The 24,929-nt window shown below is 65.3% G+C and carries 23 protein-coding genes; 10 read left to right on the plus strand and 13 right to left on the minus strand.

Features of this window, described 5'->3' with window-relative positions; all coding sequences use genetic code 11:
• Nucleotides 1-10: 10 nt before the first annotated feature.
• Nucleotides 11-631: a PilZ domain-containing protein gene (locus tag ACTJI5_RS15685; RefSeq protein WP_310253056.1), complete on the minus strand. Its 621-nt coding sequence runs from the start codon at nucleotides 629-631 to the stop codon at nucleotides 11-13.
• A gap of 693 nt (nucleotides 632-1,324) precedes the next feature.
• On the opposite strand from ACTJI5_RS15685, the gene ACTJI5_RS15690 reads away from it, so the two are divergent.
• From ACTJI5_RS15690 to ACTJI5_RS15710, 5 genes are all read left to right on the plus strand, one after another.
• The gene (locus tag ACTJI5_RS15690) at nucleotides 1,325-2,197 is read left to right on the plus strand and encodes a TauD/TfdA dioxygenase family protein (RefSeq protein WP_440861102.1); all 873 of its coding nucleotides are present in this window, start codon (nucleotides 1,325-1,327) and stop codon (nucleotides 2,195-2,197) included.
• Nucleotides 2,198-2,211: 14 nt separating this feature from the next.
• Nucleotides 2,212-3,195 (plus strand): aliphatic sulfonate ABC transporter substrate-binding protein, encoded by a 984-nt coding sequence (locus ACTJI5_RS15695; RefSeq protein WP_440860962.1) that lies wholly within the window; start codon nucleotides 2,212-2,214, stop codon nucleotides 3,193-3,195.
• Complete coding sequence (locus tag ACTJI5_RS15700) at nucleotides 3,192-4,037, plus strand: ABC transporter permease (protein WP_440860963.1); 846 nt, start codon at nucleotides 3,192-3,194, stop codon at nucleotides 4,035-4,037. The genes ACTJI5_RS15695 and ACTJI5_RS15700 overlap by 4 nt, the downstream gene beginning before the upstream one ends.
• A gap of 11 nt (nucleotides 4,038-4,048) precedes the next feature.
• Nucleotides 4,049-4,819, plus strand: coding sequence for an ABC transporter ATP-binding protein (locus ACTJI5_RS15705; RefSeq protein WP_440860964.1), 771 nt, complete (start codon nucleotides 4,049-4,051; stop codon nucleotides 4,817-4,819).
• Between the two features lie 80 nt (nucleotides 4,820-4,899).
• A complete protein-coding gene (locus ACTJI5_RS15710; RefSeq protein WP_440860965.1) occupies nucleotides 4,900-6,156 on the plus strand; it encodes a dicarboxylate/amino acid:cation symporter in 1,257 nt (418 codons plus the stop codon).
• Here the strand turns inward: ACTJI5_RS15710 and ACTJI5_RS15715 are convergent.
• From ACTJI5_RS15715 to phhA, 8 genes are read right to left on the minus strand one after another with little or no spacing between them, the layout of a single operon-like run.
• On the minus strand, nucleotides 6,150-6,902 hold the full coding sequence (locus tag ACTJI5_RS15715) for a maleate cis-trans isomerase family protein (protein WP_440860966.1): 753 nt from the start codon (nucleotides 6,900-6,902) through the stop codon (nucleotides 6,150-6,152). The two genes, ACTJI5_RS15710 and ACTJI5_RS15715, sit on opposite strands and share 7 nt — an antisense overlap.
• 10 nt (nucleotides 6,903-6,912) lie before the next feature.
• The gene (locus tag ACTJI5_RS15720) at nucleotides 6,913-7,821 is read right to left on the minus strand and encodes a fumarylacetoacetate hydrolase family protein (RefSeq protein ID WP_440860967.1); all 909 of its coding nucleotides are present in this window, start codon (nucleotides 7,819-7,821) and stop codon (nucleotides 6,913-6,915) included.
• 22 nt (nucleotides 7,822-7,843) lie between these two features.
• Nucleotides 7,844-8,980 carry a cupin domain-containing protein gene (locus ACTJI5_RS15725; protein WP_440860968.1) on the minus strand — a complete coding sequence of 379 codons (1,137 nt, stop codon included), beginning with the start codon at nucleotides 8,978-8,980 and terminating at the stop codon, nucleotides 7,844-7,846.
• Nucleotides 8,977-9,990, minus strand: coding sequence for a carbon-nitrogen hydrolase family protein (locus ACTJI5_RS15730; protein WP_440860969.1), 1,014 nt, complete (start codon nucleotides 9,988-9,990; stop codon nucleotides 8,977-8,979). Before ACTJI5_RS15730 ends, ACTJI5_RS15725 begins: the two co-directional genes overlap by 4 nt.
• A complete protein-coding gene (gene kynU / locus ACTJI5_RS15735) occupies nucleotides 9,987-11,228 on the minus strand; it encodes a kynureninase (RefSeq protein WP_440860970.1) in 1,242 nt (413 codons plus the stop codon). The genes ACTJI5_RS15730 and kynU overlap by 4 nt, the downstream gene beginning before the upstream one ends.
• Nucleotides 11,225-11,854: an arylformamidase gene (kynB, locus tag ACTJI5_RS15740; RefSeq protein WP_440860971.1), complete on the minus strand. Its 630-nt coding sequence runs from the start codon at nucleotides 11,852-11,854 to the stop codon at nucleotides 11,225-11,227. Before kynB ends, kynU begins: the two co-directional genes overlap by 4 nt.
• Nucleotides 11,851-12,756, minus strand: coding sequence for a tryptophan 2,3-dioxygenase (locus tag ACTJI5_RS15745; RefSeq protein WP_440860972.1), 906 nt, complete (start codon nucleotides 12,754-12,756; stop codon nucleotides 11,851-11,853). The genes kynB and ACTJI5_RS15745 overlap by 4 nt, the downstream gene beginning before the upstream one ends.
• On the minus strand, nucleotides 12,753-13,625 hold the full coding sequence (gene phhA / locus ACTJI5_RS15750) for a phenylalanine 4-monooxygenase (protein ID WP_058538150.1): 873 nt from the start codon (nucleotides 13,623-13,625) through the stop codon (nucleotides 12,753-12,755). The genes ACTJI5_RS15745 and phhA overlap by 4 nt, the downstream gene beginning before the upstream one ends.
• Nucleotides 13,626-13,811: 186 nt before the next feature.
• Between phhA and ACTJI5_RS15755 the strand changes: the two genes are divergently transcribed.
• Nucleotides 13,812-14,291 carry an Lrp/AsnC family transcriptional regulator gene (locus ACTJI5_RS15755; RefSeq protein ID WP_058538151.1) on the plus strand — a complete coding sequence of 160 codons (480 nt, stop codon included), beginning with the start codon at nucleotides 13,812-13,814 and terminating at the stop codon, nucleotides 14,289-14,291.
• Nucleotides 14,292-14,308: 17 nt separating this feature from the next.
• Here ACTJI5_RS15755 and ACTJI5_RS15760 read toward each other — a convergent pair whose 3' ends face one another.
• Nucleotides 14,309-15,067, minus strand: coding sequence for an AraC family transcriptional regulator (locus ACTJI5_RS15760; protein ID WP_058538152.1), 759 nt, complete (start codon nucleotides 15,065-15,067; stop codon nucleotides 14,309-14,311).
• 176 nt (nucleotides 15,068-15,243) lie between these two features.
• Between ACTJI5_RS15760 and ACTJI5_RS15765 the strand changes: the two genes are divergently transcribed.
• Genes ACTJI5_RS15765 through ACTJI5_RS15775 form a run of 3 tightly spaced genes read left to right on the plus strand, consistent with a single transcriptional unit; the run spans nucleotide 15,244 to nucleotide 17,779 of the window.
• Nucleotides 15,244-16,200, plus strand: coding sequence for an alpha/beta hydrolase (locus ACTJI5_RS15765; protein ID WP_439513988.1), 957 nt, complete (start codon nucleotides 15,244-15,246; stop codon nucleotides 16,198-16,200).
• Nucleotides 16,197-16,769, plus strand: coding sequence for an FMN-binding negative transcriptional regulator (locus tag ACTJI5_RS15770; RefSeq protein ID WP_440860973.1), 573 nt, complete (start codon nucleotides 16,197-16,199; stop codon nucleotides 16,767-16,769). Before ACTJI5_RS15765 ends, ACTJI5_RS15770 begins: the two co-directional genes overlap by 4 nt.
• Entirely contained in the window at nucleotides 16,766-17,779 is a 1,014-nt protein-coding gene (locus ACTJI5_RS15775; protein WP_440860974.1) for a histone deacetylase family protein, read from the plus strand. The genes ACTJI5_RS15770 and ACTJI5_RS15775 overlap by 4 nt, the downstream gene beginning before the upstream one ends.
• A gap of 200 nt (nucleotides 17,780-17,979) precedes the next feature.
• Here ACTJI5_RS15775 and ACTJI5_RS15780 read toward each other — a convergent pair whose 3' ends face one another.
• Nucleotides 17,980-20,172: a TonB-dependent receptor gene (locus ACTJI5_RS15780; protein ID WP_440860975.1), complete on the minus strand. Its 2,193-nt coding sequence runs from the start codon at nucleotides 20,170-20,172 to the stop codon at nucleotides 17,980-17,982.
• Nucleotides 20,173-20,429: 257 nt separating this feature from the next.
• Between ACTJI5_RS15780 and ACTJI5_RS15785 the strand changes: the two genes are divergently transcribed.
• A complete protein-coding gene (locus ACTJI5_RS15785; RefSeq protein ID WP_440860976.1) occupies nucleotides 20,430-22,598 on the plus strand; it encodes a S9 family peptidase in 2,169 nt (722 codons plus the stop codon).
• On the opposite strand, the gene ACTJI5_RS15790 is transcribed toward ACTJI5_RS15785, so the two are convergent.
• The gene (locus ACTJI5_RS15790) at nucleotides 22,595-23,386 is read right to left on the minus strand and encodes a sulfite exporter TauE/SafE family protein (protein ID WP_440860977.1); all 792 of its coding nucleotides are present in this window, start codon (nucleotides 23,384-23,386) and stop codon (nucleotides 22,595-22,597) included. The genes ACTJI5_RS15785 and ACTJI5_RS15790 overlap by 4 nt on opposite strands.
• Complete coding sequence (locus ACTJI5_RS15795) at nucleotides 23,383-24,741, minus strand: ATP-grasp domain-containing protein (protein WP_440860978.1); 1,359 nt, start codon at nucleotides 24,739-24,741, stop codon at nucleotides 23,383-23,385. Before ACTJI5_RS15795 ends, ACTJI5_RS15790 begins: the two co-directional genes overlap by 4 nt.
• Nucleotides 24,742-24,929: the final 188 nt, after the last annotated feature.

Raw genomic sequence — 24,929 nt, forward strand, 5'->3', positions numbered from 1 at the left:
GACCCCAAGGTCAGCTTTCGAAGCGGCGGATGCTTTCGAGGTCGGCGCGGTCGAGCGGCTGCGTCAGCCACAGGCCGCCGCGCCCGGCGCGCGACCAGCGGACGATCGCGCGGCGCTTGACTCCGCCCGCGAGTATCAGGTCGAGTTCCTTGCCGACTTCCAGATGGCCGTCGTGGATGAACCCGGCACCATTTTGCGACAAATCGACCAGTTCGATGCTCGTCGTGGTTTCGTCGGTGACCGCCTGCGCCTGCGTGCTCACGGGCAGGCGCGGCTGGCGATAGCCGGTGGCGCGTTGTTCGGCCGCCAATTGTTTGAGCACGTCTGCGACATCGACTTCCTTGTCGAACGACACGCCGCACCGGCCCGCGTCGGACCAGACGACTTCGCCGCGGATCACAACCGTATCCGAAAGCGCGATCTCCAGCTTCTCGCCGACCCCGATCGGAACGTCGGCCGCCAGCATCATGCCCTTGTCGGAAATATTGCGCACGCGCCACAAACCCGCATCGCCATTGCGCATCACCTTGGCGATCCGCCAGACCGTGCGATAGCGGTCGCCGCCACGACGATCCGTGTCGGCCGCTTTGTCCTGTTCCTCTACCGGGTCGGAGAGGCGACGGTGGTTCATGTCATCTACCTTATCGAAGCAGCATCGAACGGAAGCATAACTTCCCGTCTATACTGGAAAACTCACAATCCCCACGACACCGCATTACTTGAATTAAGCTTATAATTCAATCTTAGTGCAGATCATAGTTAACGTCACATCGGTCAGAAAATGCGAAAGCGCACGGCCCGGCTGGTCGTTCGATAGCGAAGCTCTCGTATTTTACACAATTTACGGTGCGAGCGCGCCGGGATTAAGTGCCAAAGTGACCGGTTCGGCAAAGCCATTCGCGCCAGCGCGCCGGGCCGACCCAACCGAGCGATGCTTTGCGGCATGAAAGCGAAACTACGCTTGACGGCGCCAACTCTACCGATCAAGTTGAGTTGCCGGCCTGATCCCGACCGGCGAGGCGTTTTTCCCGGGATCCGCGGCTTTTGACCGGGAAGCAGCTTGCTCCGCGTTACCAACAGCTAAAGCGCGCGATGCTCAGGCGACAGCGCCAGGTATCGTGTTCCCCTCATGCAATGAGGTGATACGATGCACGTCTCCCCACCGCGATAGCGGCCCGCGTCCGAGCCGGACGCCTCTCTGAATCAAACGCACGCCGATTTGGGCGCAGCCGTTTGGCACCCCTTTATCCGGCGCCGCCCGGCGGTCGCCGCTCGCATCGTCGCGCGCTTCGGCGCCGCGACCCCAATCGACGAGGAATTCGACATGACCATCCAGACGCTCGAACATAGCGAAACCGCCACCAAATTCTTCGACATCACTCCGCTGCAACCGAGCCTCGGCGCGCTGATCAGCGGTATCGACCTCGCCCAGCCGCTGGACCGTCCGACCTATGACGCGCTGCGCGCCGCGCTGCTCCAGTACAAGGTGCTGTTTTTCCGCGACCAGAATCTGACGCGCGAGCAGCATATCGCGCTCGGCGCGGCGTTCGGCGACCTTGAGGAGCATCCGGTCTTTTCGCTTCCCGATTATCCGCAGATCCTGCCGCTGATCTCGCAGGAGCTGAGGGGCAAATATCGCCAGTCGACCGACAGCAACTGGCACGCCGACACCACGTTCCGCACCGAACCCTCGGCGGCGTCGATCCTGATCCAGCGCGTTTCGCCATCGCTCGGCGGCGATACGGTGTTCGCCAACGCCGTCGCCGCTTATGAAACGCTCGACGAGGAGACGAAGGCGCGGATCGACGGCCTGACCGCGATCCACGACCCCAGCATCTTCATCCAGTTCCTCGACACCGAAGAGAAGAAGGAGGCGCTGCGCGCCAGCTTCCCGCCGGTCGAGCATCCCGTCGTGCGCATCCACCCCGAGACGGGCGAGAAGGTGCTTTACGTCAATTCGGTGTTCACCCGGCATATCGTCGGGCTGCCCGAGGATGAGAGCAAGGCGCTGCTCGCGCGGCTGTTCGACCAGGTCAAGCGTCCCGAATTCCAGGTGCGGTGGAGCTGGCAGCCCGGATCGATCGCCTTCTGGGACAATCGCGCGACGCAGCATTATGCCGTCCCCGATTATAGCGAGGCACGCCATATGGAGCGCGTGACGATCGTCGGCGACCGCCCGGTCGGCCCGAACGCTTGATCTGAATTCAGCAGATGACACGCCCCCTCTCCCCTTTCCGCACGCTCGTCGCCGGCGCCTTCCTGTCGCTCGCGGCCTGCGGCGGCGCGGTCGACAGCGGCACGACGATCAAGATCGGCGACCAGCTCCACGCGCTCAAATCCTCGCTCGACGTGTCGGGCGAAGGCCAGCCGACCGATTACAAGATCGAATGGGCGAACTTCGTCGGCGGGCCGCCGATCATCGCGGCGCAGACCGGCGGATCGCTCGATGTCGGCTGGATGGCCGAAACCCCGCTGATCTTCGCGCAGGCCGCGGGCAGCCCGGTCAAGGTCGTCGCGGTGAGCAAGACGATCGACGGCGGCGGCTCGCCTTATGCGCTCGTCGTCAAACCCGACTCGCCGATCCGCAGCGTCGCCGATCTCAAGGGCAAATCAGTGTCGTTCATGAAGGGCACGGTGCTGCACTATTTCATCGCACGGCTGCTCGACAAGCAGGGGCTGTCGCTGAAGGATATCAAGCCGGTGCAGGCGACCGGCTTTGGCACCGGGCTGCTCGACAAGGGATCGGCCGATGCGATCACGATCGGCGAACCCTATCTGACGCAGGCGCTCGACGCCGGGAAGGTGCGCGTGCTCGCCAGCGGCGCGCCACCGAACACGCCGGGCTTCTTCTACCTCGTCGCGTCCGACAAGGCGCTCGCCGATCCGGTGAAGGCGAAGGCGATCGGCGACCTCGTCGCGCGCGCGGCGCGGGCGACGCGCTGGCAGCGTGAGAATCCCGCCAAGGCCGCGCCGGCGCTCGCCAAACGCTACAATGTCGACGCGGCGATCGCGGAAAAGATCATCACGCGCGCGCCCGCCAGCTATGCGCCGATCAGCGACGCGATCATCGCGGCGCATCAGGACGAGGCCGATCTGTTCTTCAAGGAAGGACTGATCCGAAAAAAGCTCGACGCGTCGCAAATCTTCGACAAGCGCTACGACGATATCGTCGCCGCGCAGGAGGCGGCGAAGTGAATGCGCCGACACCGATTGCCCTCGCGGGCGACCCCGGCCGGCTCGTCCAGCCGGTCGTCCGCAGGGCGGGAACCCGATCCGAACGCTTCTCGTTCGCGCGCCGCGCCACCGGCCCGCTGATCATCGTCGCGCTGTGGGCGACCTCGACGAGCGCGGGGTGGATCGACCCGTCGATCCTCCCCTCGCCTGCCGGTATCGTCGCGGGGTGGCAGCAATTGTGGACCGAACAGGCGCTCGCGTCGCAGATCGCCACCTCGCTCACCCGCGCGCTCGTCGGCGGCGCGGTCGGCATCATCTTCGGGCTGATCCTCGGCACGATCGCGGGCCTGTCGAAGCTTGGTGAGGAAGTCTTCGACGCGTTGCTCCAGATGCTGCGCACCATCCCCTTCCTCGCGCTCGTTCCGCTGTTCATCGTCTGGTTCGGGATCGGCGAGGCGCCGAAGCTGCTCCTCATCGCGCTCGCGACGATGTTCCCGATGTACCTCAACACCTATGCCGGGGTGCGCAACGTCGACCGCAAGGTGATCGAGGCGATGCGCAGCTTCGGGCTTGGCGGGCGCCGCCTGATCCTTGAGGTCGTGCTGCCGCTCGCGCTGCCACAGATCTTCACCGGGCTGCGCTTCGCGCTCGGCGTCTCGGTGCTCGTCCTGATCGCCGCCGAACAGATCAACGCCTCGGCGGGGCTCGGTTACCTGCTCAACAGCGCACAAATGTACCAGCAGGTCGACGTCATCCTGATCTGCATCGCCATCTACGCCGTGCTCGGCCTCAGCGCCGACCTGATCGTCCGCTCGCTTGAACGGCTGTTCATGCCGTGGCGCGCGGGTGTCGCCATCCGATAGGAGATTTATCGATGACCGCCGTCCTTTCGATCGATTTCGCCGCCGCCGAGCGCGTCGCCGTCCCTGACTTTTCGCACCGCCCCGTCGCGGTCGAGGTCCGCGATGTCAGCCGCAATTTCACCGGCAACAGCGTCCTCGATAGCCTGAACCTGACGATCCACAGCGGCGAATTCGTCGCGCTGCTCGGCGCGTCGGGCAGCGGCAAGACGACCCTGCTGCGCATCCTCGCGGGGCTCGACGCCCCCGACGGCGGCGAAGCCTGGGTGCCCGCGGCACGTACCGTCGTGTTTCAGGAACCGCGGCTCGTCCAGTCGAAGAGCGTGTGGAAGAATGTCGTGATCGGCCTGTCGGGCAAGGACGCATCGCGCGAGCGTGCCATCGCGGCGCTCGCCGAGGTCGGGCTCGATCATCGCACCGATGCCTGGCCCGCGACGCTGTCGGGCGGCGAGGCGCAGCGCGCGGCGCTCGCGCGCGCATTGGTGCGCGAACCGCGCCTGCTGCTGCTCGACGAGCCTTTCGCGGCGCTCGACGCGCTGACGCGGCTCAAGATGCAGCGGCTGATCGGCGAGCTGTGTCAGGCGCACGGCCCCGCAACGCTGCTCGTCACGCACGATGTCGAGGAAGCGATCCTGCTCGCCGACCGCATCCTTGTGCTGAAAGAGGGGCGGATCGGGTACGACACGCGCGTCCGCTTGCCGCACCCGCGCCGTGCGGGCGGCGAGGAATTCGACGCGCTGCGCGATACGTTGCTCGCCGAACTGGGCGTGCCGCAGGCGCACTAGCGCCGCATCAGCGAACCACAGCAAAGGCTTTGACCGCCCCGGCATGCATCGGCATGCTGGGGTCAGGGGGATTTCGACTCATGGTAATTTCGCGCGCACGGGCCTGGGCCACGCGCATGCCCGGATCGGGCTGGATGATCGTCGCGCTGATCCTCGGCTTCGCGATTGGCACCTTCATCGCGGCATCGTCACCTCTGGTCGAGGCGGCGCAGCTGGTCGGCGGAATCTGGCTCGACGGCCTCCGCATGACGATCGTCCCGCTGATCTTCGCGCTCGTTGCGACCGGCGTCGCCAGCCTCGGCATGGGCGACCATCACGAGGCCGCGCGGCTCGGGCGGCGCCTGCCGCTGGTGCTCATTGGCCTGCTGATCGTTTCGGCGGTGATCGGTGCGCTGATGGTCCCGCCGCTGCTCGGCGCGGTCACCATCGCGCCCGCCGATATCGCCGCGCTGCGCAGCCTCTTCCCTGCGCCGCCCGCACCAGCGGTTCCCGGCGCGGCCGAGACCGTGCACGCGATGATCCCGACCAACGTCGTCGCGTCGGCCGCCGAGGGTGCGGTCCTGCCGCTCGTCATCTTCGCGCTCATACTCGGCCTTGCCGTCGGCAAGATCGACCGCGACCGCGCCGAGGCGGTCCTCCAGCCGCTGCGCGGGCTCGCCGATGCGATGATTGTCGTCGTCGGCTGGGTGCTCCGCGTCGCGCCCGTCGGTATCTTCGCGCTCGCGCTGGCGATCGGCGCGACGGTCGGGACTGCGGTGCTCGCGATCCTCGCCCAATATCTCGCGATCTCGATTGCCGTCACGCTGGTGCTGATCATCATCGGCTATGCCATCGCGCGCTTCGCGGGAGGCGTCCCGCTTGGGAGGTTTGCGCGCGCGATGGCGCCGGCGCAGGCCATCGCGGCGAGCACCCAATCGTCGATCGCGACGCTGCCCGCGATGATGGCGAGCGCCGACCGCATCGGGATCGAGGAACGCAGCGCCGCCGCCATCCTGCCGATGGCGGTCGCGACCTTCAAGATCACCGCACCGTCGAACACGGTGATGATGGCGCTGGCGCTCGCGTGGATGGCGGGGGTCGAAGTCTCGCCGCTGCAGCTCGCGGTGGCCTTGCCGCTCGCGGTCCTGTCGTCGCTGGCGATCCTCGGCATGCCGGGACAGATCAGCTTTTACGCGTCGGTCGCGCCGACCGCGATCGCAATTGGCGCGCCGATCGAACTGCTACCGATATTGCTCGCAATCGACGTCATTCCCGACATGGTCCGCACGGTCGCCAATGTGACGCACGATGTCGCCGCGGCGGCAGCGATCGCACCGCCCGCCTCAATCGATCAGTAGCGGCCCGACAGCAGCGCCCCGGCACCTGGGACTTCGGTCGGCAGTCCTAGCCGCGTGAGCATCTGGTGGGCGGTGCAGATCGCCGCCGACACGACGGGCAAGCCGGTCGCATCCTCGATTGTCTGCACCGACGGCAGCGACGGCATCTGAACGCATGCCGACAGCACGAGCGCGTCGATGCCGGTGAGGTCGAGCTTTTTGTAATGCTCGAGCAGGTTGGCGGGATCCTGCGCCGCGACCTCCAGATTGTCCGGGATTTCAAGGGCAAGCCAGTCGCTTACCTCGATACCTTCATTTTGAATGTAGGAAACGACCATCTGCGTCAGCGGCTTCATATAGGGCGCGACGAGCGCGATGCGCTTCGCCTTCAGTGCCGCCAGTCCCTCGACCAGCGCACCGGCGCTGGTGACGACAGGTGCAGCGCGGCCATTCTCGACCGTCCGCTGGTGCAGCCGCGCCTCGGACACGCGATGATAACCTTCGCCCATGCTCATGATCGCGACGAGGCAGGCATAGCCGAGCACATCGACCGCGGCGTCGGACAGCTCGAGCGCGCAGCGATCGGAATCGGCGTCCATCGCCGCGAGTTCTTCCTTCGTCACCTTCTTCATCCGCATCCGCGACGAGTGGAAGGTGAAGCGTTCGGGTGCGATGCCCTCGCGCGCGCGAAGCAGCGCGGGGATTTCGGTTTCCATCGTGACGTTCGAGCTGGGCACGATCTGCCCGATGCGGATGGGGCGTGTCATCTTAAACGCCTCAGACCGCGATGATCGGATTGCGCAGCGTGCCGATGCCCTCGACCGTGCATTCGACGACGTCGCCAGGCCACATGAACTCCTGCGGATCGCGCCCCGCGCCGACGCCCGCCGGGGTACCCGTCGCGATGATGTCGCCGGGTTCGAGCGTCATCACGCTCGAAATGTCGGCGATCAACTTATTGATATTGAACAACATGAAGCGCGTGTTGCTGTTCTGCTTCTCGACGCCGTTCACATGCGTCAGGATATTGAGGTTGTGCGGATCGCCGATCTCGTCGGCGGTGACGATACACGGCCCCATCGGCGCGAAGCTGTCCTGCCCCTTCGAGACGATCCATTGCCCCGCGCGGCGGCAATCGCGCGCCGATACATCGTTGATGACGGTATAGCCGAACACATGGTTCAGCGCGTCAAGCTCGGCGACCTGGCGCGCGGTGCTGCCGATGATCACCGCCAGCTCGGTTTCCCAGTCGAGCTGCTGCGTCACCTTCGCATTGTGGCGGATCGGATCGTTCCACGCGACGACCGCAGTCGGCGGCTTCGAGAAGATCACCGGCTGCTGCGGCAGCTCGTTCGACGTGTCTAGCGAACGAGCAGATTCAGCGACATGCTCGGTATAGTTTAGACCAATTCCGAAGATATTTTTGCGCGGGCGCGGGATCGGCGCGAGCAAGGTCACATTGCCCTCGGGAAGCGAGGTGCCGATCAGGTCGGCGGTGGTCGCGGCTGCGACAGCTTCCTGCAGGAAGCGCAGCGCGATCGGCCCCAGATCGATGAAATCGAGCATCGTCGAGGGCAGATCCTGCCCGATTGCATCGCCGAAATATTCGACGTCGATCACGAGGCCGTCGTGGAGAAGGCCGAGCCGCGGTTCGGTCTCGGCCGTGCGATATGTCACGAAGCGCATATTCTGTCCTGTCTGCTGCAAATCAGGCGGGTTGGTGGCCGCCATGTTCGGAATAGGCTTCCTCGATCCGGACGCCGAGCGCCTCCATCACGGGGAAATCGTTGAACGAGAAGAGGAAGGCCTCCTCGGAAGGATCGAGATTGACATGCTCGTGCCACATCCACGCGGGCACGCAGAAAATGTCGTGCGTGCCCCAGTCGAAACGCTCGCCGCCGATGATCGAATAGCCGCGCCCGCTCGCGACATTATAGACGACATTGCCGGTGTGCCGGTGCGCCTTGCCGTGAAAGCCGGGCTTCAGCATCTGCATATGCGCGCCCATCGTCTGGAGCGCCCAGCCGCCGGTCAGCGGGTTCGAATAGCGTAGCATATGTCCGTCGAACTGCGTGCCGTCGGACACTTTCGCGAGGTTCCACAGCGCGTCGCGCGTCGCTTCCCAGCGATAGACCATCACCGGCGAATAGGGCTTGTCCCACGCGCCAATGCCTTCGGGCCGTAGCGACCCGCCGCCATAGCTCAGCGGCAGGTCGTCGACGGGAAAGACCGCCGTCTGCGCGGGCTGGTCGTAGACCGCGTAAAAATTGGTCTCGAGGCTGTTCATCAACGGAATGTCGAGCCCGTCCTGCCAGATCGACACCTCGCCCCCGGCGACGACGCCATGGTCGTGCCAGCAGCCGCCGGGCGTCAGCACATAGTCATTGGCCCCGAGCGTGATGTGGTGCCCGTCGACGACGGTATAGGCGCCCTTCCCCTCCATGATGAAGCGGTGCGCCGAGGCGGTGTGCCGGTGCGCGGGCGTGATCTCGCCGGGACGCATCGCCTGCATCCCGCTGAACAGCCAGCCGCACACCGCGACATTGTCGCGCCCCGCGTCGCTGTCGTTGAGCAGGGTCACGACGCGGCGCCCCGCCTCCTCGGGCTTCACCAGATCGAGCGCGCGCAGGCACATCGCGCGCATCTCGGCGTAGCGCCAGAGCGTCGGGCGATAACGCGTTTCGGGCTCCCACGGCTCGATCGCGTTCGCGCGTTTCCAGAAGGCACCTGCATTGCGGGTCGCAAGCTCTTGATAAAAGGCTTCGAGTTCGGGCGTGTCGGTGACGCGCGCCCGCCCGAGCACATCGTCGCGCGGATTGATGATCGTGCTATTGCCTGCCATCATGGCGTCTCCTCGTCGGGATCGACGGGCTGCGGCTCGTCGACGAACAGGGCCGACGCGCGGGGGGTCCGGTCGACCGTCAGGTTGAAGATGTCGAAGCGATTATAGCCGCCGATGATGTCGTGCATCAGCTTGGGGCGGATGCAGTCGCCCAGGTCGATATCGGCATAGACGATACCCTCGTCGTCGATCAGCGCCTTGCCCACCAGATTGCCGTGCGGGTCGATTACGCCCGAAAAAGCGCTGTTCGGGCGCGACAGCAGGTCACGATTCTGCGGGCGGTCGGCGCTCATCGCGTCGATGATTTCAGGGCTTATCGCCGAGCAGGCGACGATCGTGAACACCTTGCCCTCGAAGCTGTGCGCGGTCGCGCGGATCTTGATCGCCTCGGCCATATTGTACGACGCCGGCGCGACGGGCAGCGCGATATAATTGGCGACGTGAACCAGCTCGCCCTGCGAGAGCAGCGCGAAGCGCGCGAGCGTGTTGGTATTCTCGCCGCACGCCAGCGTGCCGAGCGGCCCGACCGGCGTGTCGTAGACACGGATCGAACTGCCGTCGCCGCCCGCCCAGGTCAGTTTCTCGGCCCATGTCGGCACGAGCTTGCGGTGCCGCCCGAGCAGCGTCCCGTCGGCGCCGATGATCAGGTTGGTGTTGTAGAGCGTGCCGACGCTCACCGGATCGCGTTCATTGATCCCTATGACGACGGTGCAGCCATGATCGCGTGCAGCGTTGCAAAGCGCCGCAACCTCGGGGCCGTCGATCGACAGCGACGCGCGATACAGCCGCTCGTGCCACTCGGCGCCCTCGATCGGGGTCATCAGCCAGTTCCAATAGGGATAGGCGGAAACGAACACTTCGGGAAAGGCGACAAGCTGTGCACCATTGCCGGCCGCCTCGGCGATCAGCGCGCACGCCTTGTCGACCGTGCGCGCGGTGTCGAGAAAGACGGGCGCGGCCTGCACCGCGGCGACGCGCGACTTGGGCAGGAAAGGCGCGGACACGTCGCTCATGTCACGGCCGCCCGCTGGTGATATTGCGGCTTGTCCCACGCGCGCGTCGCGCAGACCTTTTTGAGCCGCTGGACGGTTTCGACGATATCCTCATAGCGCAGGTAAAGCGGCGTCAGTCCGAAACGAAGAATGTCGGGCGCGCGGAAATCGGCGATCACGTCAAATTCCTTGAGCGCCTGCACGATCTGATAGCCTTGCGGGTGTGCATAAGCGACCTGGCTGCCGCGCTCGGCATGGCCCTGCGTGCTCACCAGTTCGAAGCCGTATGCGTCGCACAAAGGTTGCATCTGCTCGATGAACAGGTCGCCGAGCGCGAGCGACTTGCGGCGGATTTCGGCCATATCGGCTTCGAGGATCAGGTCGACGCCCACCTCGAGTGCCGCAAGGCCAAGCACCGGCGGGGTGCCGCACTGGAAGCGTTCGATCCCCGCCGCGGGATCATAGTCCTCCTCGAAGGCGAAGGGCCGCGCGTGCCCGAACCAGCCCGACAGCACCGGCGTGGCGGCATGATGCCGCGCGGCTGCGAACAGATAGGCGGGCGCGCCGGGGCCGCCGTTGAGGAACTTGTATCCGCAACCGATCGCGAAATCGGCGTTCGCGCCATTGAGATCGACCGGGATCGCCCCCGCGCTATGGCTCAGATCCCATACGACGAGCGCGCCGACTTCGTGCGCGCGCTTCGTGATCGCCGCCATGTCGCGCACGCGGCCCGACTTATAGTGGACCTGCGTCAGCAGCAGCACCGCGACGTCCTCGTTCAGCGCATCGACGATCGCGTCGGGCGCAACGGTGACCGCCTTGACGCGCCCGCCCGAAAAGGCCTCGATGCCCTGCATCATATAGACGTCGGTCGGGAAGTTCGTCGCCTCCGACAGGATCACGCTCCGTTCACGCCGCAACGAAAGTGCGGCCGTCAATGCCTTGAAGATATTCACCGAAGTCGAATCAGTCGCGACGATCTCGCCCGCATTCGCACCGATCAGCCGCCCGATCTTGTCGCCGATCCGCCGCGGCGCAGTCGACCATTCGGCGCCGAGCCACGAGGTGATCAGCCCCTCGCCCCATTCGTTACCAACAACCGCGGCAAGCCGGTCGCCCGTCGCCCTGGGCAAGGCGCCGAGCGAATTGCCGTCGAGATAAATCAAACCTTCGCGCAGGTGAAAACGATCCCGAAAAGGCGCGAGCGGGTCGGCGGCGTCGAGCGCCGACACATCGGTGGCAAAGAGCGTGTCGGTCATGCGATTTCCCTCAAGATGGCGCGCACCGGGCTGGCATCGGCGCCGACGATACGGAGCGGCAGCGCGACGAGTTCGTAGCGGCCGGGCGGCACGTCATCGAGCACGAGGCCTTCCAATATCCGCATATCCGCCGCCTTGACCGCCTGATGCGCGTCGAGTGTCTTCGATTGTTCGGGGTCGAGCGACGCCGCGTCGGTGCCGATCAGCCGCACACCGATCTCGCCAAGCCGAGTGATGACATCGCTGGCAATCGCGGTGAAATCGGAGTCCCACTGGTCGTGCGGGAAGTGCTCATAGGTCCGCAGCAGAACGCGTTCGCTGCCTTCGATCGCATCCCAGTCGATATCGGCAATCTCGACCCGCCCGCGCGCGTGGCGCATATCGAGCAGCACGCACGGCCCGATATAGGCATCGAGGTCGCAATCGGCTGAGGACGCCCCATCATTGGCATAATGCAGCGGCGCATCGCCGTGCGTGCCCGCGTGGAGCGGCGTGAACATGCCGCCGACATTGACCGGGCAGCCGTCGCCGATCACCGCATGGCTGTGCAGCGCGAACGCCGGCTCGCCCGGCCATACCGGGACCGCGGCGTGGAGCGGCTGTGAGATGTCCCAGATCCGGCTCATGCGCCCTTCCCTTCGGCATAGTCGCCACCCTCGCGCGGCGCCGCCATGCGCGTGCGCATCGACCAGAGTTCGGGGAAGAAGCTGAGGTCCAGCGCCTTGACCAGATAATTGACCCCCGACGAACCGCCGGTGCCGGGCTTGTGCCCGATCACGCGCGCGACGGTCTTCATGTGCTTGAAGCGCCATTCCTGGAAATAATATTCGAGCGCGGTGATCTTCTCGGCGAGCGCGTAGAGATCCCAATGCACATCCGGGTCGGTGTAGATCTTGAGCCAGGCGTCCTCGACCGCGTCCGACGCCGCATAAGGCTTGGTCCAGTCGCGTTCGAGAATGTTCGCCGGAATATCAAAACCGCGCCGCGCGAGCAGCCGCAGCAATTCGTCGTAAAGCGACGGCGCCTCGAACGCCGCGCGTAGTCTTTCAGTCGCCCCCGGATCGTCCTTGTGGACGATCATCATATCCTCGCGCTTGTTGCCGAGCAGATATTCAAGCTCGCGATATTGCTGCGACTGGAACCCCGACGCGCGGCGCAGGAAACCGCGGAAGGTCAGGAAATCGTGCGGGGTCAGCGTCGCCAGCACTTCCCAGCTGTTGATCATATGCCGCTGGATCGTCGCGATGCGGTCGAGTCCCTTGCCCGCGATCTCGAGCCGGTCGGCCTTGATCGCGTCGTAAACCAGCCGCCCCTCGTGCAGCACGAGCTTCAGCCACAGCTCCATCGTCTGGTGCATGATGATGAACAGCATCTCGTCGGGCTTATCCGACACGGGCACCTGCGCCGAGAGCAGCTGCGCGGTCTGCAAATGCCGCGCATAGGTCAGGCCATTGTCCCACTGGATCGTCTCGCCGTCGATCTCGGTCTCGAAGATGTCGGTGCCGCCGTCGCGCGTCTGCCTGATCATTGCGATGCCTCTCCGCTCGCCGGCACAGCCGGCAGGTATCCTTCATAGGCGACATCGCCGCGCCAGGCATCCCCGGGTTCGAGCGCGGGTTCGTCAGCGATTTTGCGGTAGATGCTTGCGAAGTCGGTTTCTTCGGTCGCGCGCAACAAATCCTCGAACCCCGCGACGACGAAATAGGTCTGCTGGAATTCGTCGAAATTATACCGCGTGCGCATCACGCGTTCGATATCGAGCCAGATACGTTGCGGTTCGGGCGACGTCAGCGCGGAGAGCGCTTCGGCAAAGCTCGACATGAGGCCGCCGCCGAACGCGCGGAGTTCGCCGTCCTCGACCACGAGGCCGAACTCGACCGTATAGAGCCAAAGCCGACCGAGAAAGTCCGACGCCCCCAGCTTTTCGGCGCGCAGCCCAGCCTGACCATAGGCCACCAGAAAGTCCGAAAAGGCCGGATCGGTGAGCATCGGGATATGGCCGAAAATGTCGTGAAACATATCGGGCTCTTCGCTGTAGGCGATCTGCTCGGGCGGGCGGACGAAGTTGGCGGCGGGAAAGCGCTTGTTCGCGAGATGCTCGAAAAAGGGCTCGTTCGGAATCCAGCCGGGCACCGCGACGACTTCCCAGCCCGATACGGGTTTCAGCAGCGCGTTGAGCTCGGCGAAGTCGGGAACCCCCGGCCTCAGCTTGCGAAGAATGTCGAGGCCATCGAGGAACGATCGGCAGGCATAGCCATCGAGCGCCGCCGCCTGCTGATCGAACAAGCTCCGCCATGTCGCGTGCTGCTCGGCGGTAAAGGCGGCCCAGTTCTGCGGCATCGTCCAATTGGCCGCGACACCTTCGGGCGGTGCGTCGAATATATGTGTCGCGGCCATCGGTCTCTCTCCAAACCTCGGCGCAAGTGATAGCGCGGGGCCGCGCGAACATTGTGCGGATTTCGCGGCAACAGATTGCGGAAAATCGCTAATCGTTCTGCTAATTTCCATATTTGCAGGAATTTGTTCTCAGGTTTAGAATGAAGCGGCCAGATTCTCGCATAAACCCGATTCAGGACGGAACGCATGGACAAGCTCGACTGGAAAATCGTTGCGGCGCTCGAACGCGACGGCCGGCAATCTTACGCCGACCTCGGCGAACAGGTCGGCCTGTCCAAATCGCCCTGCTGGTCGCGGGTGAAAAACCTCGAGGAAAGCGGCGTCATCGAAGGCTATGCGGCGCGGCTCGACCCGATCGCGATCGGCCTCGCGGTGCAGAGCTTCGTCGAAGTCCAGATCCGCTTCGATGCGCACACCGATTTCGAAGCCGCGGTGCTCGCGCACCCCGCGGTGGTCGAATGCCACACCACCGCGGGCGAGAGCGACTATCTGCTCAAAATCTTTGCGCGCTCGGCCGATCACCTCGACGAGCTGCTCCGCCACAATTTGTCGAAACTGCCCGGCGTGCAGCGGCTGAAGACCGTGGTGTGTCTCAAGACGATCAAGCGGCACGGCGACCTCGCGGAATGGGCGCGGACGACCGAAGGCCGCGGGCGCGGCGATTAGCGCCGCTGCAGCGGGCGTCAGTGCTTCAGATATTGACTCGGCGGCACGCCGAAGGCGCGGCGGAACATCGCGGCGAAGCCGCTGGGGCTGTCGTAGCCGACGTCATAGGTGACCTGCGTGATCGACGCGCCCGCCGCGAGCATCGAAAGCGCCTCCATCAACCGGACCTGCTGCCGCCAGACGGCGAGCCCCATTCCCGTTTCCAGCTTGAAGCTGCGCGTGAAGGTGCGCCGTCCCATCGCCGCGAGCGCCGCCCAGTCGTCGATGTCGCGCGGGTCCGACGGATCGGCGATGATCGCGTTGCAGACGCGGAGCAGGCGCGGGTTCGACGGCATCGACACCTGATAGGGGGCGTTCGGCATGCGCCCGATCTCGTCGAGCAACAACGTGATGATCCGCCCCTCGCGCCCGTCGACGTCATAGAGCGCCGGGAAATCGACGACCTCGAGGATCAAAGATTTGACGAGGTTCGACACTTCGAAAACGCGGCACTCGTGCCCCGTCTCGCCGCCCCGACACGGCAGGTAGAGCGTGCGGAGCGACACCGCGCCGCGGCACGCGACCTCGTGCCGTGTTCCCGCGGGCAGCCATACGGCGCGTTGCGGCGGGATGACGAAGCTCGTTTCGGGCGTGCGGACCGACATCACCCCCGACGACGCGTAGAGGATCTGGATATGGTCGTGGCTGTGCATCGGATCGATGAAGCCGGCAGGATATTCATCCTGCAGCGCAATGACCGGGCGGTCGTTCGTCAGAACATCGGCACTATGCTTCATGGCCCGATCCTCACAAGCTTTGGACAAATACACAATATAGGCCGCGCGCGCCGCTGGCCAGCGATGATGCGCCCACTGGCCTGTCCGCTGCGGTGATTGGCCCAAATGGGCGATAGATGGGGACGCGCAAAAGCTATCAGGCAATCAAGGATCGTTTCGAGAAGGATAAGCGAAATATGTCAAAGGGCTTAAGCGTCATGCAGAACGACATGGCCGACCCCGATATCCGGCGCTTTGTCGACGCGATCAACGCCGCCTATGCGGAGCATGGCGCACCGGCGGGCGCGAGCATGGCGACGCGCCGCGCCGTCGCCGAACGCGTCCGCCAGCCGTGGCGCGAGGGTGGCCCGATAATGGCGGAGAGCCGCGAAATCGACATGGGCGGCGTCCGCCTGCGGCTCCACCGCCCGGTCGCCGACGCGAAGCTGCCGGTCATGCTCTATATTCACGGAGGCGGATGGACGCTGTTCAGCATCGACACGCACGACCGGCTGATGCGCGAATATGCCGCGCGCGCGGGGATCGCGGTGCTCGGCATCGATTACAGCCTGTCGCCCGAAAGCAAGTTCCCCGTCGCGCTGGAGGAATGCGCGGCGGCGCTCGACTGGATCGCGGCAGAGGCGGATACGCTGAACCTCGATGCGACCCGCGTGCTGATCGGCGGCGATTCCGCAGGCGCCAACCTGTCGGTGGCGGCGTGCCTGTTGCAGCGTCAGCGCGGCCGTCCGCTGCCGGCCGCGATGCTACTCAATTATGGCGCTTTCGCGCCCGAGCGGACGCCAAGCTACGCCCGCTTCGGCGCCGGCGACTATTCGCTCGAAGCCGACGAAATGGACGCCTTCTGGGCCTCCTATGTCGATGGTCCCGGACAGCTTGCCGACCCGTTGGTCGCGCCGCTCAACGCCGACCTGACCGGCCTGCCGCCCGCGTTCCTCGCCATCGCCGAGTGCGACATCTTGGCCGATTGCAATGACGCCTTCGCCAGCAAGCTCGAAGAGGCGGGCGTGCCGACGCGCGCGGTCACCTATCTGGGGGCGACGCACAGCTTTCTGGAGGCGGTATCGATCGCGCCGCTCGCGGGCCGCGCGCTCGACGAGCAGGCGGCGTGGATCCGTGATATCGTCGCGGCATGACCGACCTCTACACGCCGCGCGGCGCCGCCGACATCGGGCAGCTGATCGCCGACTATCCGCTCGCCTGGGTGATATCGGGTGCCTTCCATGCCAGCCCGCTGCCGCTGATCGCCGAGACGGACGATGCGGGCGCGGTGGTCGCGCTGTTCGGCCATTGTGCGCTGCGTAATGCGCTGGTCGCCGATTTCCGCGCTGACCCGCGCGGGCTGATCCTGTTCAACGGGCCATCGGGCTATGTTCCGACGACTTTGTTGTCGAAGCCCGACTGGGCGCCGACGTGGAATTATGCGGTGTTGCGCTTCACCGTCGAGGTCGAATTCGTCGGCGACGAAACGCAGGGCGCAATCGAGCAGCTCGTCGCGAAGATGGAAGGTGGCGCCTGGTCGACAGCGAGCCTCGGCGCGCGCTATGAAAAGATGCTCGACCAGATCATCGCCTTTCGCGCCCACGTCCGCTCCGCCGAACACAGCTTCAAGCTCGGGCAGGATGAGAGCGCCGAGGGCTTTGACAAAATCGTCGCCGGCCACAGCGACCGGACGCTCGCGAAATGGATGGAAGGACAGAGGTGAAGCTTTTCTTCGACGATCGCCAGACCGCCCACGCCCCCTCGCGCGAACTGCACAATGGCGACTGGGTGCCCTATGCCGAGAATATCGAGCGCCCGCGTTCGATCGTCGAACAGTTCAGCGACTGGAGCGCTGTTCGCGATTTCGGCATGGCGCCGCTGCTCGCCGTTCACGACTCCGACTATCTCGCCTTCCTCGAGCGCGCGCATCGCGACTGGGTCGCGGCGGGACGCAATGGCGACGCGATCGGCTATACCTTTCCGGTCAGGCGCCGCCGGCCGCTCAGCTTCGGGCGCATCGACGCCGATCTCGGCGCATACAGCTATGACGCCGGGACGCCGATCGCGGCGGGTACGTGGGAATCGGCCTATTGGTCGGCGCAGGGTGCGCTGACCGCGCTCGATCATCTGGCGAACAGCGGCGAGGCGCATGCCTTTGCGCTGTGCCGCCCGCCGGGCCACCATGCCGGGCGCGACTATATGGGCGGCTATTGCTACCTCAACAACGCCGCGATCGCGGCGCGCGAGGCGCATGATCGCGGGCTCGGGCCAGTCGCGGTGCTCGACATCGATTATCATCACGGCAACGGCACGCAGGACATCTTCTATGAAGATCCCGGCATCTTCTTCGCCTCGATCCATGCCGACCCGCGGACCGATTATCCCTTTTACTGGGGGCACGCCGACGAGACCGGCGAAGGTGCGGGCGAAGGCAGCACGCTCAACCTCCCCCTCCCCCGCGGCACCGACGGGCAAAGCTATGCGCCCGCCCTCGACACCGCGCTCGCGGCGATTTCGGATTGGGGCGCGAAATTCCTCGTCGTCTCGTTCGGCGCCGACACGCACAGCAGCGACCCGATTTCGAGCTTCGCGCTCGAACGCGAGGATTATGTCACGCTCGCGGGCCGCATCGCGGCGCTCGGCGTGCCGACGCTGATCGTGATGGAGGGCGGTTACGCCGTCGGCGATCTCGGCAAGAACGTCGCCGCGTTTCTCTCGGGTTTCGAGAAATAACGTCGGCTTAGAGGAGGGAAGCCGCCACCCCAACATTCGTCATTCCCGCGAAAGCGGGAACCCAGCGGCAACGGCAGCTCGCTGGGTCCCCGCTTTCGCGGGGATGACGAAGTAGGAGGTGGAGCGGCAACTAACGGTCGTTTCCGGTCATTTCCAAATGACCGCCCCGCCTTCCCGGCGGGGCAGCTCCTTTCTTGATCTCAGTTCAGGCTGAACCTTACGCTCGCGCCCAGCGTGCGCGGCCGCGCGACCGAGCCCGCAAAGGCGAAGGGCGCGTTCAAAATGCCATATTGGTTGAACAGGTTCTTCGCGAACAAGCTGAGCTCGATCCGGTCGCTCACCGTCACCGATGCGTTGAGATCGACGAGGTGGAAGTCGCCCTTGTCGAGCGTCCCGGCGAAATCGACGGGTGCGCTCGACAGATAGCGGTGCGCGATCCCGAAGCGCGGCTTCAGCGACATGTCGGGGAAGCTCAGGTCGAGCGAATTCGACAGCGTCCATTCGGACGCGCCCGGCAGACGCGTTCCCTTGGCATAGCCGCCGCCCGGCGCGAAGCTGTCGGGCAACAGCGACGACAGCCGCGCGTCGTTATACGCGATGTTCGAAGTGAAGCTGAGGTTGCGCGTCGGGCGCAGGTTCAGGCTGATTTCGACGCCGTCGATGTCCGCGCCGCCGCCGTTTACCGTGTAAGCGCGGAAGTCGCCCGGCGTGAACAGGCGGGCCTGAATATTGCCCCAGTCGATGTGATAGGCGGTCAAATCGACGCTGAGCGTCCGGTCGATCAGGTCGAAGCGCGTGCCGATCTCATAATTCTTCGTTGTGTCGCTTTCGAAGGTCAGCGGCAGCCCCGCGGTTGCGAGCGAATAGACGTTGAGACCGCCGATGCGGAACCCTTCGGAATAGAGGCCATAGATCATGAAGTCCTTCGACGGCTTCCACGTCAGCGACGCCTTCGGGATGAAATCCGAATCCTTGGCTGTATCCGGCGCATAGTCGAAGGGCGGGATCAGGTCGGCATTCGGCAGATATTGCAGCCGCGGCGCGGTGCGATATTCGAACAATCGCCCGCCGAGCGTCAGCGTCAGCGTGTCGACGATGTCGAACGACGCTTCGCCGAAAACCGCCTTTTCGGTGACGCGGTTGCTGCTGACCGTCCGCGATGCCAGGTCATCGGGAGCGAGTTCGCTGCCCGGCCGCCCGCCGAACTCGCCCGGATTGGCATCGATATAGTCGGAGATGCCCTCGATAAAGGTGCCGTCGGTGCTGTTCGAACGCAGCCGCGTGTAGTTGACGCCGAGCAGCCAGCGGAAACGCCCGCCGTCGGGCGACGCGAGCCTGAGTTCGCCATATTCGGTCTTCGACTTGCCCTTGCCGCTCGCGAGTTCGGGGGTGTCGGTGCGCGGGTCGTTGCCGCCAAAGATCGAATTGTCGAACGCCAGGTCGGCCTTTTTCTCGGTATAGCTGCCCACCGCGGTCAGCGTCGCAAAGCCCAGATCCTGCTCGATCCGCAGGCTGTGCATCATGAACTGCGTGTCCTGATATTCGGCAACGTTAGTGGCGCGTTCGAAGGTCTTGGGCGGGCCGAAGATCACATAGGTCTGATCGTCGAGATCATATTCCTGGTACATGCTGAGCGCCGAGACGCGCGTCGTCTCGGTCGGCGTGAAGACGATCGAACCGCGCAGGCCGCGGACGCGGAGGTCGTTGCTGCCTTTCTCGCCGAGCAGCGTGTTGTCGAGATAGCCGGCGTCGTAGCGCTGGAGCGCGACGAGACGGACGGCGAGCTTATCGGTCGCGATGGGCACATTGACCATGGCCTTGACCGCATAGCTCGCCTCGCCCGCGCGCTTGGTGGTCGAAACGCCGCCTTCGAAGCCCGCATCGAAGCGAGCGGGATCGGCCTCGTTCACGACATAGTTGATCGCGCCGCCGAGCGACGAGGAGCCGAAGAGCGTGCCCTGCGGTCCGCGCAGCACCTCGACGCGGCTGACATCGAAGCTGTCGACGTCGGGGATCACGAGCGGGAAGCCGGGCTCGATCAGCGGAACTTCGTTGAGATAATAGCCCGTCGTCGCCTGGTTCGCCTCATGATAGGTCGACGAGGCGACGCCGCGGATCACGACTTCGGAAACGCCCGGCTGATAGTCGTTGAAAATGACGCCGGGGACGCGGGTGATGTAATCGGAGAGGCTCTGGGCATTGAGCTTTTGCAACGTCGCCTCGCTGACCGCCGACACCGAGCCGCTGACGTCGCGCACCGACTGTTCGCGCTTGGCTGCGGTGACGACGATCTCGGTATCGTCGGTTTCCTGCGCCAGCGCGCCCGATGCCTGTCCCAGCGCCAGGATCGAGATGCCACATGCGGCGACCCGCCTGATCGATGCAAAGCCCATTTTTGCCTCCCTTATTGATTATGCCTATTGGTAAGAAAATCCGATGCTCAAGCTATCATGCGAAATTGGCGTGTCGGCGATGGTCGGGCCAGTTTCCAGCCGGATCGGGCCACCCCTGTGGCGCAGGAAAGCGTGGTTTCATGAGGGGTTGCGGCCAATTTGCCCGATCGGTGGATTGGGCGGCCTGATCGGCGCAGTAAGCCAACCCGGGCGGCATACACTGGACGCGACATCCCCACCGGGCGAGAGAGGGTCGCATGCAGAACATCGAGAACAAGGGTCGGCGCGCGTTCATGGGCAGCGCCGCGATGGCGGCGCTCCTGCTGGGAAATCGCGCGGCGTGGGCGCTCGATCAGGGCGGCGCCGGGCGCTGGCCCAAAATCGCGCCACCGCAATCGCCGCGTGTCTCGCATGTGATCGATCAATTGGGCCGCCAGCGCGACGATGCCTATAGCTGGATGAAGTTCATCCCGGCGACGGGCGAGCGCACGCGCGATAATTTGCCCGACGCCGTCGGCGCGATGCTGAAGGCGGAAAATGCTTACGCTGACGCGATCCTTGCACCGCTCGCGGGCGAACGCGCGAAGCTGCTTGACGCGATGCTCGCGCGGGCGTCGGGCGACACGGCCGCGCCGGCGCTCGAAAAGGACGGCTGGGACTACGGATCGGCGCGGCCCGCCGGCGCGGCACATGCGATCTATACGCGCAGCAAGAAGGGCGGAAAGCCCGAGCAGCTCGTCGACGAGGCGGTGCGCGCCAAGGGCCAGCCCTATTTCCGCAGCACCGGGCATCAGCCGAGCCCCGACCACCGCTATTTCGCCTGGGCCGAGGATGTGATCGGCAACGACCGTCACCGCATTGTTATCCGCGACAATGCGAGCGGCGACGTGCGGACGATCGTCGACAAGGATGCCTATGGCTATGGCGGGCTCGTCTTCGCGCCGTCGTCGCGCTGGCTGTTCTGGATCTGGCGCGACGCGCGCAACCGTCCGACGCGGCTGTATCGCACCTCGGTCGACGGCAAGGTCACCGACCTCGTCTATGAGGAAAAAGATCCCGCGATCTTCATGCAGGTGAAGCGCACGGCGGCCGACGGCTTCATCGCGCTGACCCTCGCCGGCCCCGAGACCGCCGAAGTGCGGCTGGTGTCCGCGGCCGACGAAAGCGCGGCTCCCGCCGTCGTCTGGCCGCGCAAGACGGGTGTGCTCTATGACATCGACGAGTGGAACGGCGGGCTGATCGCGCTCACCGATGCCGGCGACGCGTTCGACATGGCGCTGCTGCGCCTAGACCCGAAGAGCTTTCGCACCCTCGCAACGCTCGTGCCGCACCGCGCCGGCACCCCGATCCTCCAGATCCAGCCTTTCGCGGCGGCACTCGTCCGCCTCGAGCGCGTCGACGGGCTTCACCGGCTCGTCATCCTGCGCCCCGATGGGTCGGAACAGACGGTCGCTTTCGACGATCCCGCCTATGCGATCGAACTGCCGCTCGAGCAAAGCTATGGCGCGTCATCGGTGATGATCGTCCATCAATCGCCCAAATCGCCGCGCCGCTGGATTCGCGTCGATCTAGCCAGCGGCAAGCAAAGCGTCGTCCAGCAACAGGCGGTCGCCAATTTCGACCCCGGTGATTATGAGGTCGAACGCCTCTTCGCTCCCGCGCCCGACGGCGAGATGGTGCCGATCACGCTGTTGTCGCGCCGCGGCGCGCCGAAGGACGGCAAGGCGCCGCTGCTTCAATATGGCTATGGCTCGTATGGCGTGCCGAGCGATCCCGAATTTTCGATCCCCGCGCTCGCGCTCGTCGACCGCGGTTGGCGCTATGCCATCGCGCATGTACGCGGCGGATCAGAGAAGGGGCGCCGCTGGTTCCTTGGCGGGCGCAAATTCACCAAACGCAACAGCTTCACCGATTTCATCGCCTGCGCCGAACATCTGGCCGCCGAGGGCTATACTGCGAAGGGCAAGGTCGTCGCTTACGGCCTGTCTGCGGGCGGGCTGCTCGTCGGCGCGAGCATGAATATCGCCCCGACCTTGTGGGGCGGCGTGATCGCACAGGTGCCGTTTGTCGACATGCTCAACACGATGAGCGACGGCGCGCACCCGCTGGTGCCGCTGTTCCGCCCCGATTGGGGCGACCCGCTCGCCGATCCCAAAGCCTATGATTATATCGCCTCGATCTCGCCCTATGAGAATGTCCGGGCCGCCGCCTATCCGCCCTTGCTCTGCACCGCGGGACTTAAGGACGACCGCGTCGCCTATTGGGAGCCCGCCAAGCTGGTTGCCGAAGTGCGGCGTCGCTCGACGAGCGGCAACCCGGCGCTCTTGCACACCGACATGGACAGCGGCCACCAGGGCAGCGCCGACCTGAAAAGCGAATATCAGCAGAAAGCGCTGTTCTGGGCCTTTGCGATGCGCTGCGTCTAGAAACCGCGGAACGCAGGCACGGGCGCGAACATGAGCATAAGGAAGCCATAGGCGCTCGCGAGCAGCAACAACACGCCCGCGGCGCCGACCAGCCAGTCGGCGCGCAGGCGGCGGACGAGATACGCCCCGATCGGCGCGGCGATCACCCCGCCGATGAGCAGGCCGATTGCGGCGGTGCTGAAGCTTTGCCAGCCCATCGCCCCGATGAACCCCGCCGCGATCGTCACGGTGACGAAGAATTCGGACGCGTTGACCGTGCCGATGACGGTGCGCGGCTCGGCGCCCTGCGCGAGCAGATTGGCGCTGACGATCGGGCCCCACCCGCCGCCGCCCGACCCGTCGGCAATCCCGCCGATCAGCCCGAGCGGCCCGACGAACTTGATGCTGCGATAGGTTTGCGGGCGCCGCGCGCCGCGCCACAGCAGATAGATGCCGACCGCGCCGAGATAGGCGAGCACGACCGGCCGCGCGATGCTGTTGTCGATATTGGTCAAAATCCACACGCCGATCAGCCCGCCGACGATGCCCGGGACGACGAGGCGGCGGAACAGCCGCCAGTCGACGTTGCGCTGCATCGCATGCGCCAGCCCCGACACGCCGCCGGTAAAGCTTTCGGCGACATGCACCGCCGCCGAGGCGGACACCGGCGGCAAGCCCAGAACGAGCAGCAGCGCGGTGCCGATGACGCCGAACGCCATGCCGAGCGCGCTGTCGATCAACTGCGCCGCAAATCCCACGACGATGAAGGGCAACAGCGCCCAGAGCGTCAGCCCGTCGAATATCGTCATCGGGCAGCGGACCGGGGGCGCGTGGTTTTCGGGGTCCGGCGCGTGAAGAGGAACACCGCGGGGAAGCCGAGTGCGATGAGCGACAGCGCACCGGCGAAGACCGGCTCGCCGCCCGCGAGCCAGGGCAGCACCGCGGCCCAGATCGACACGCCGAGCACAGTCAGGAAAATCTGTTCCTGATCGATATCGGTCGCGACCGCGAGCGGCACGCCGCGCGCATCGGCGCGCAACGCCTCAAGGCGGCGCGCAACCGGACTATGCGGTGCCGCGCGCCGCCCCGGGGTCAGCGACGACAGCACCGACCCCAGCCCCGCGCCGACCAGCCGGACGCCGACCGCGCGGGCGAAGGCGCGCGGTTCCTGAAGCCGGTCGCCGACCGCGCGCAGGCTCAGCCGCCCGCCGAACACCAGGTCAATCAGCGCCTCGCCGGTCACCGCCTTGATCGGCCGGTCCTGTACCTGATGGCTCGCCTCGATCCAGTCGAAGATCGCACCCGGCACATCGATGCTGCACGCGCGTTCCAGCCCCTGAAACCCCGGGGCGCTGTTCGCCTCGCAGATCCGGTAGCCCTCATTGTCGAACAAGATGTCGATGCCAGCGACTTCCAGCCCCAGCGTGTCGGCGGCGCGCGCGGCGAGGTCGGCCATTTCGCCGGTCGGCGTATAGGCGATGCCGACGCCGCCGAGCGAGACATTCGATTTGAAATGGCCCGCAGGCGAGCGCCGCTCCATCGCGGCGATCACCCGGCCGCCGATCACGAGCACGCGCACGTCGCGCCCGTGGCTCGACCGGACATAGTGCTGGAACAGGAAATCGGCCTTGGCATCGGCGCTTTCGAGCAAGCCGGCGAGATCCTCGAACTGGCTGCGGTCCTCGCATTTGAGGACGCCGGTGCCGCGCGTGCCGCGCAGCGTCTTGACGATCATCGGGAAACCCAGCTCCTCCTCGACGATGTCGACCCCGATCGGGAATTTGCCGAGGATCGTCGCGGGGATCGGCAATCCGGCGCGCGCGAGCCGCTGCATCGTGTGGAGTTTGTCCGCGACAAGGTCGATCGCTTCGGGCCCGTTGATCAGGCGCACGCCGCGGCGTTCGAAATGGCGGAGCACCGCAAGCGTGAAATAGTCGGTCTCGGCACCCGTCCGGCACAGGATGAAGTCGGGCCGGGCCAGCGAATGGCCCTCATAATGCACCGACCAGCCGTCGACCGGCGCCGCGACGATGTCAAAATTATGCGGTTTCAGGACATGCAGTTCGATCCCGCGCGCCGCCGCGGTCTCCTGAAACCGCAGGATTTCAGGGACCTCCGGCAGGGCCGGATCGAGATCCCGTTGGAAGAAAATCCAGCCCAGCAACGATCGGCTCCTTCAACATCTGGTCGAACGCATAGGCTCAGTGCCAGAAAACCGCCCGCCTGCGCAATCGTTCACGCGGCAAGTCGACCTAAGTTCCTGTTTTGCCGTTTCGATTGCGACGATCCCTCCGATCTGGACCAGACAGGATCGAAGATAAGCGCTCTCTGGCACGAATCCGGCTTAAACCT

It is taken from the genome of Sphingopyxis sp. 22461, assembly GCF_052044915.1.
Taxonomy (GTDB): domain Bacteria; phylum Pseudomonadota; class Alphaproteobacteria; order Sphingomonadales; family Sphingomonadaceae; genus Sphingopyxis.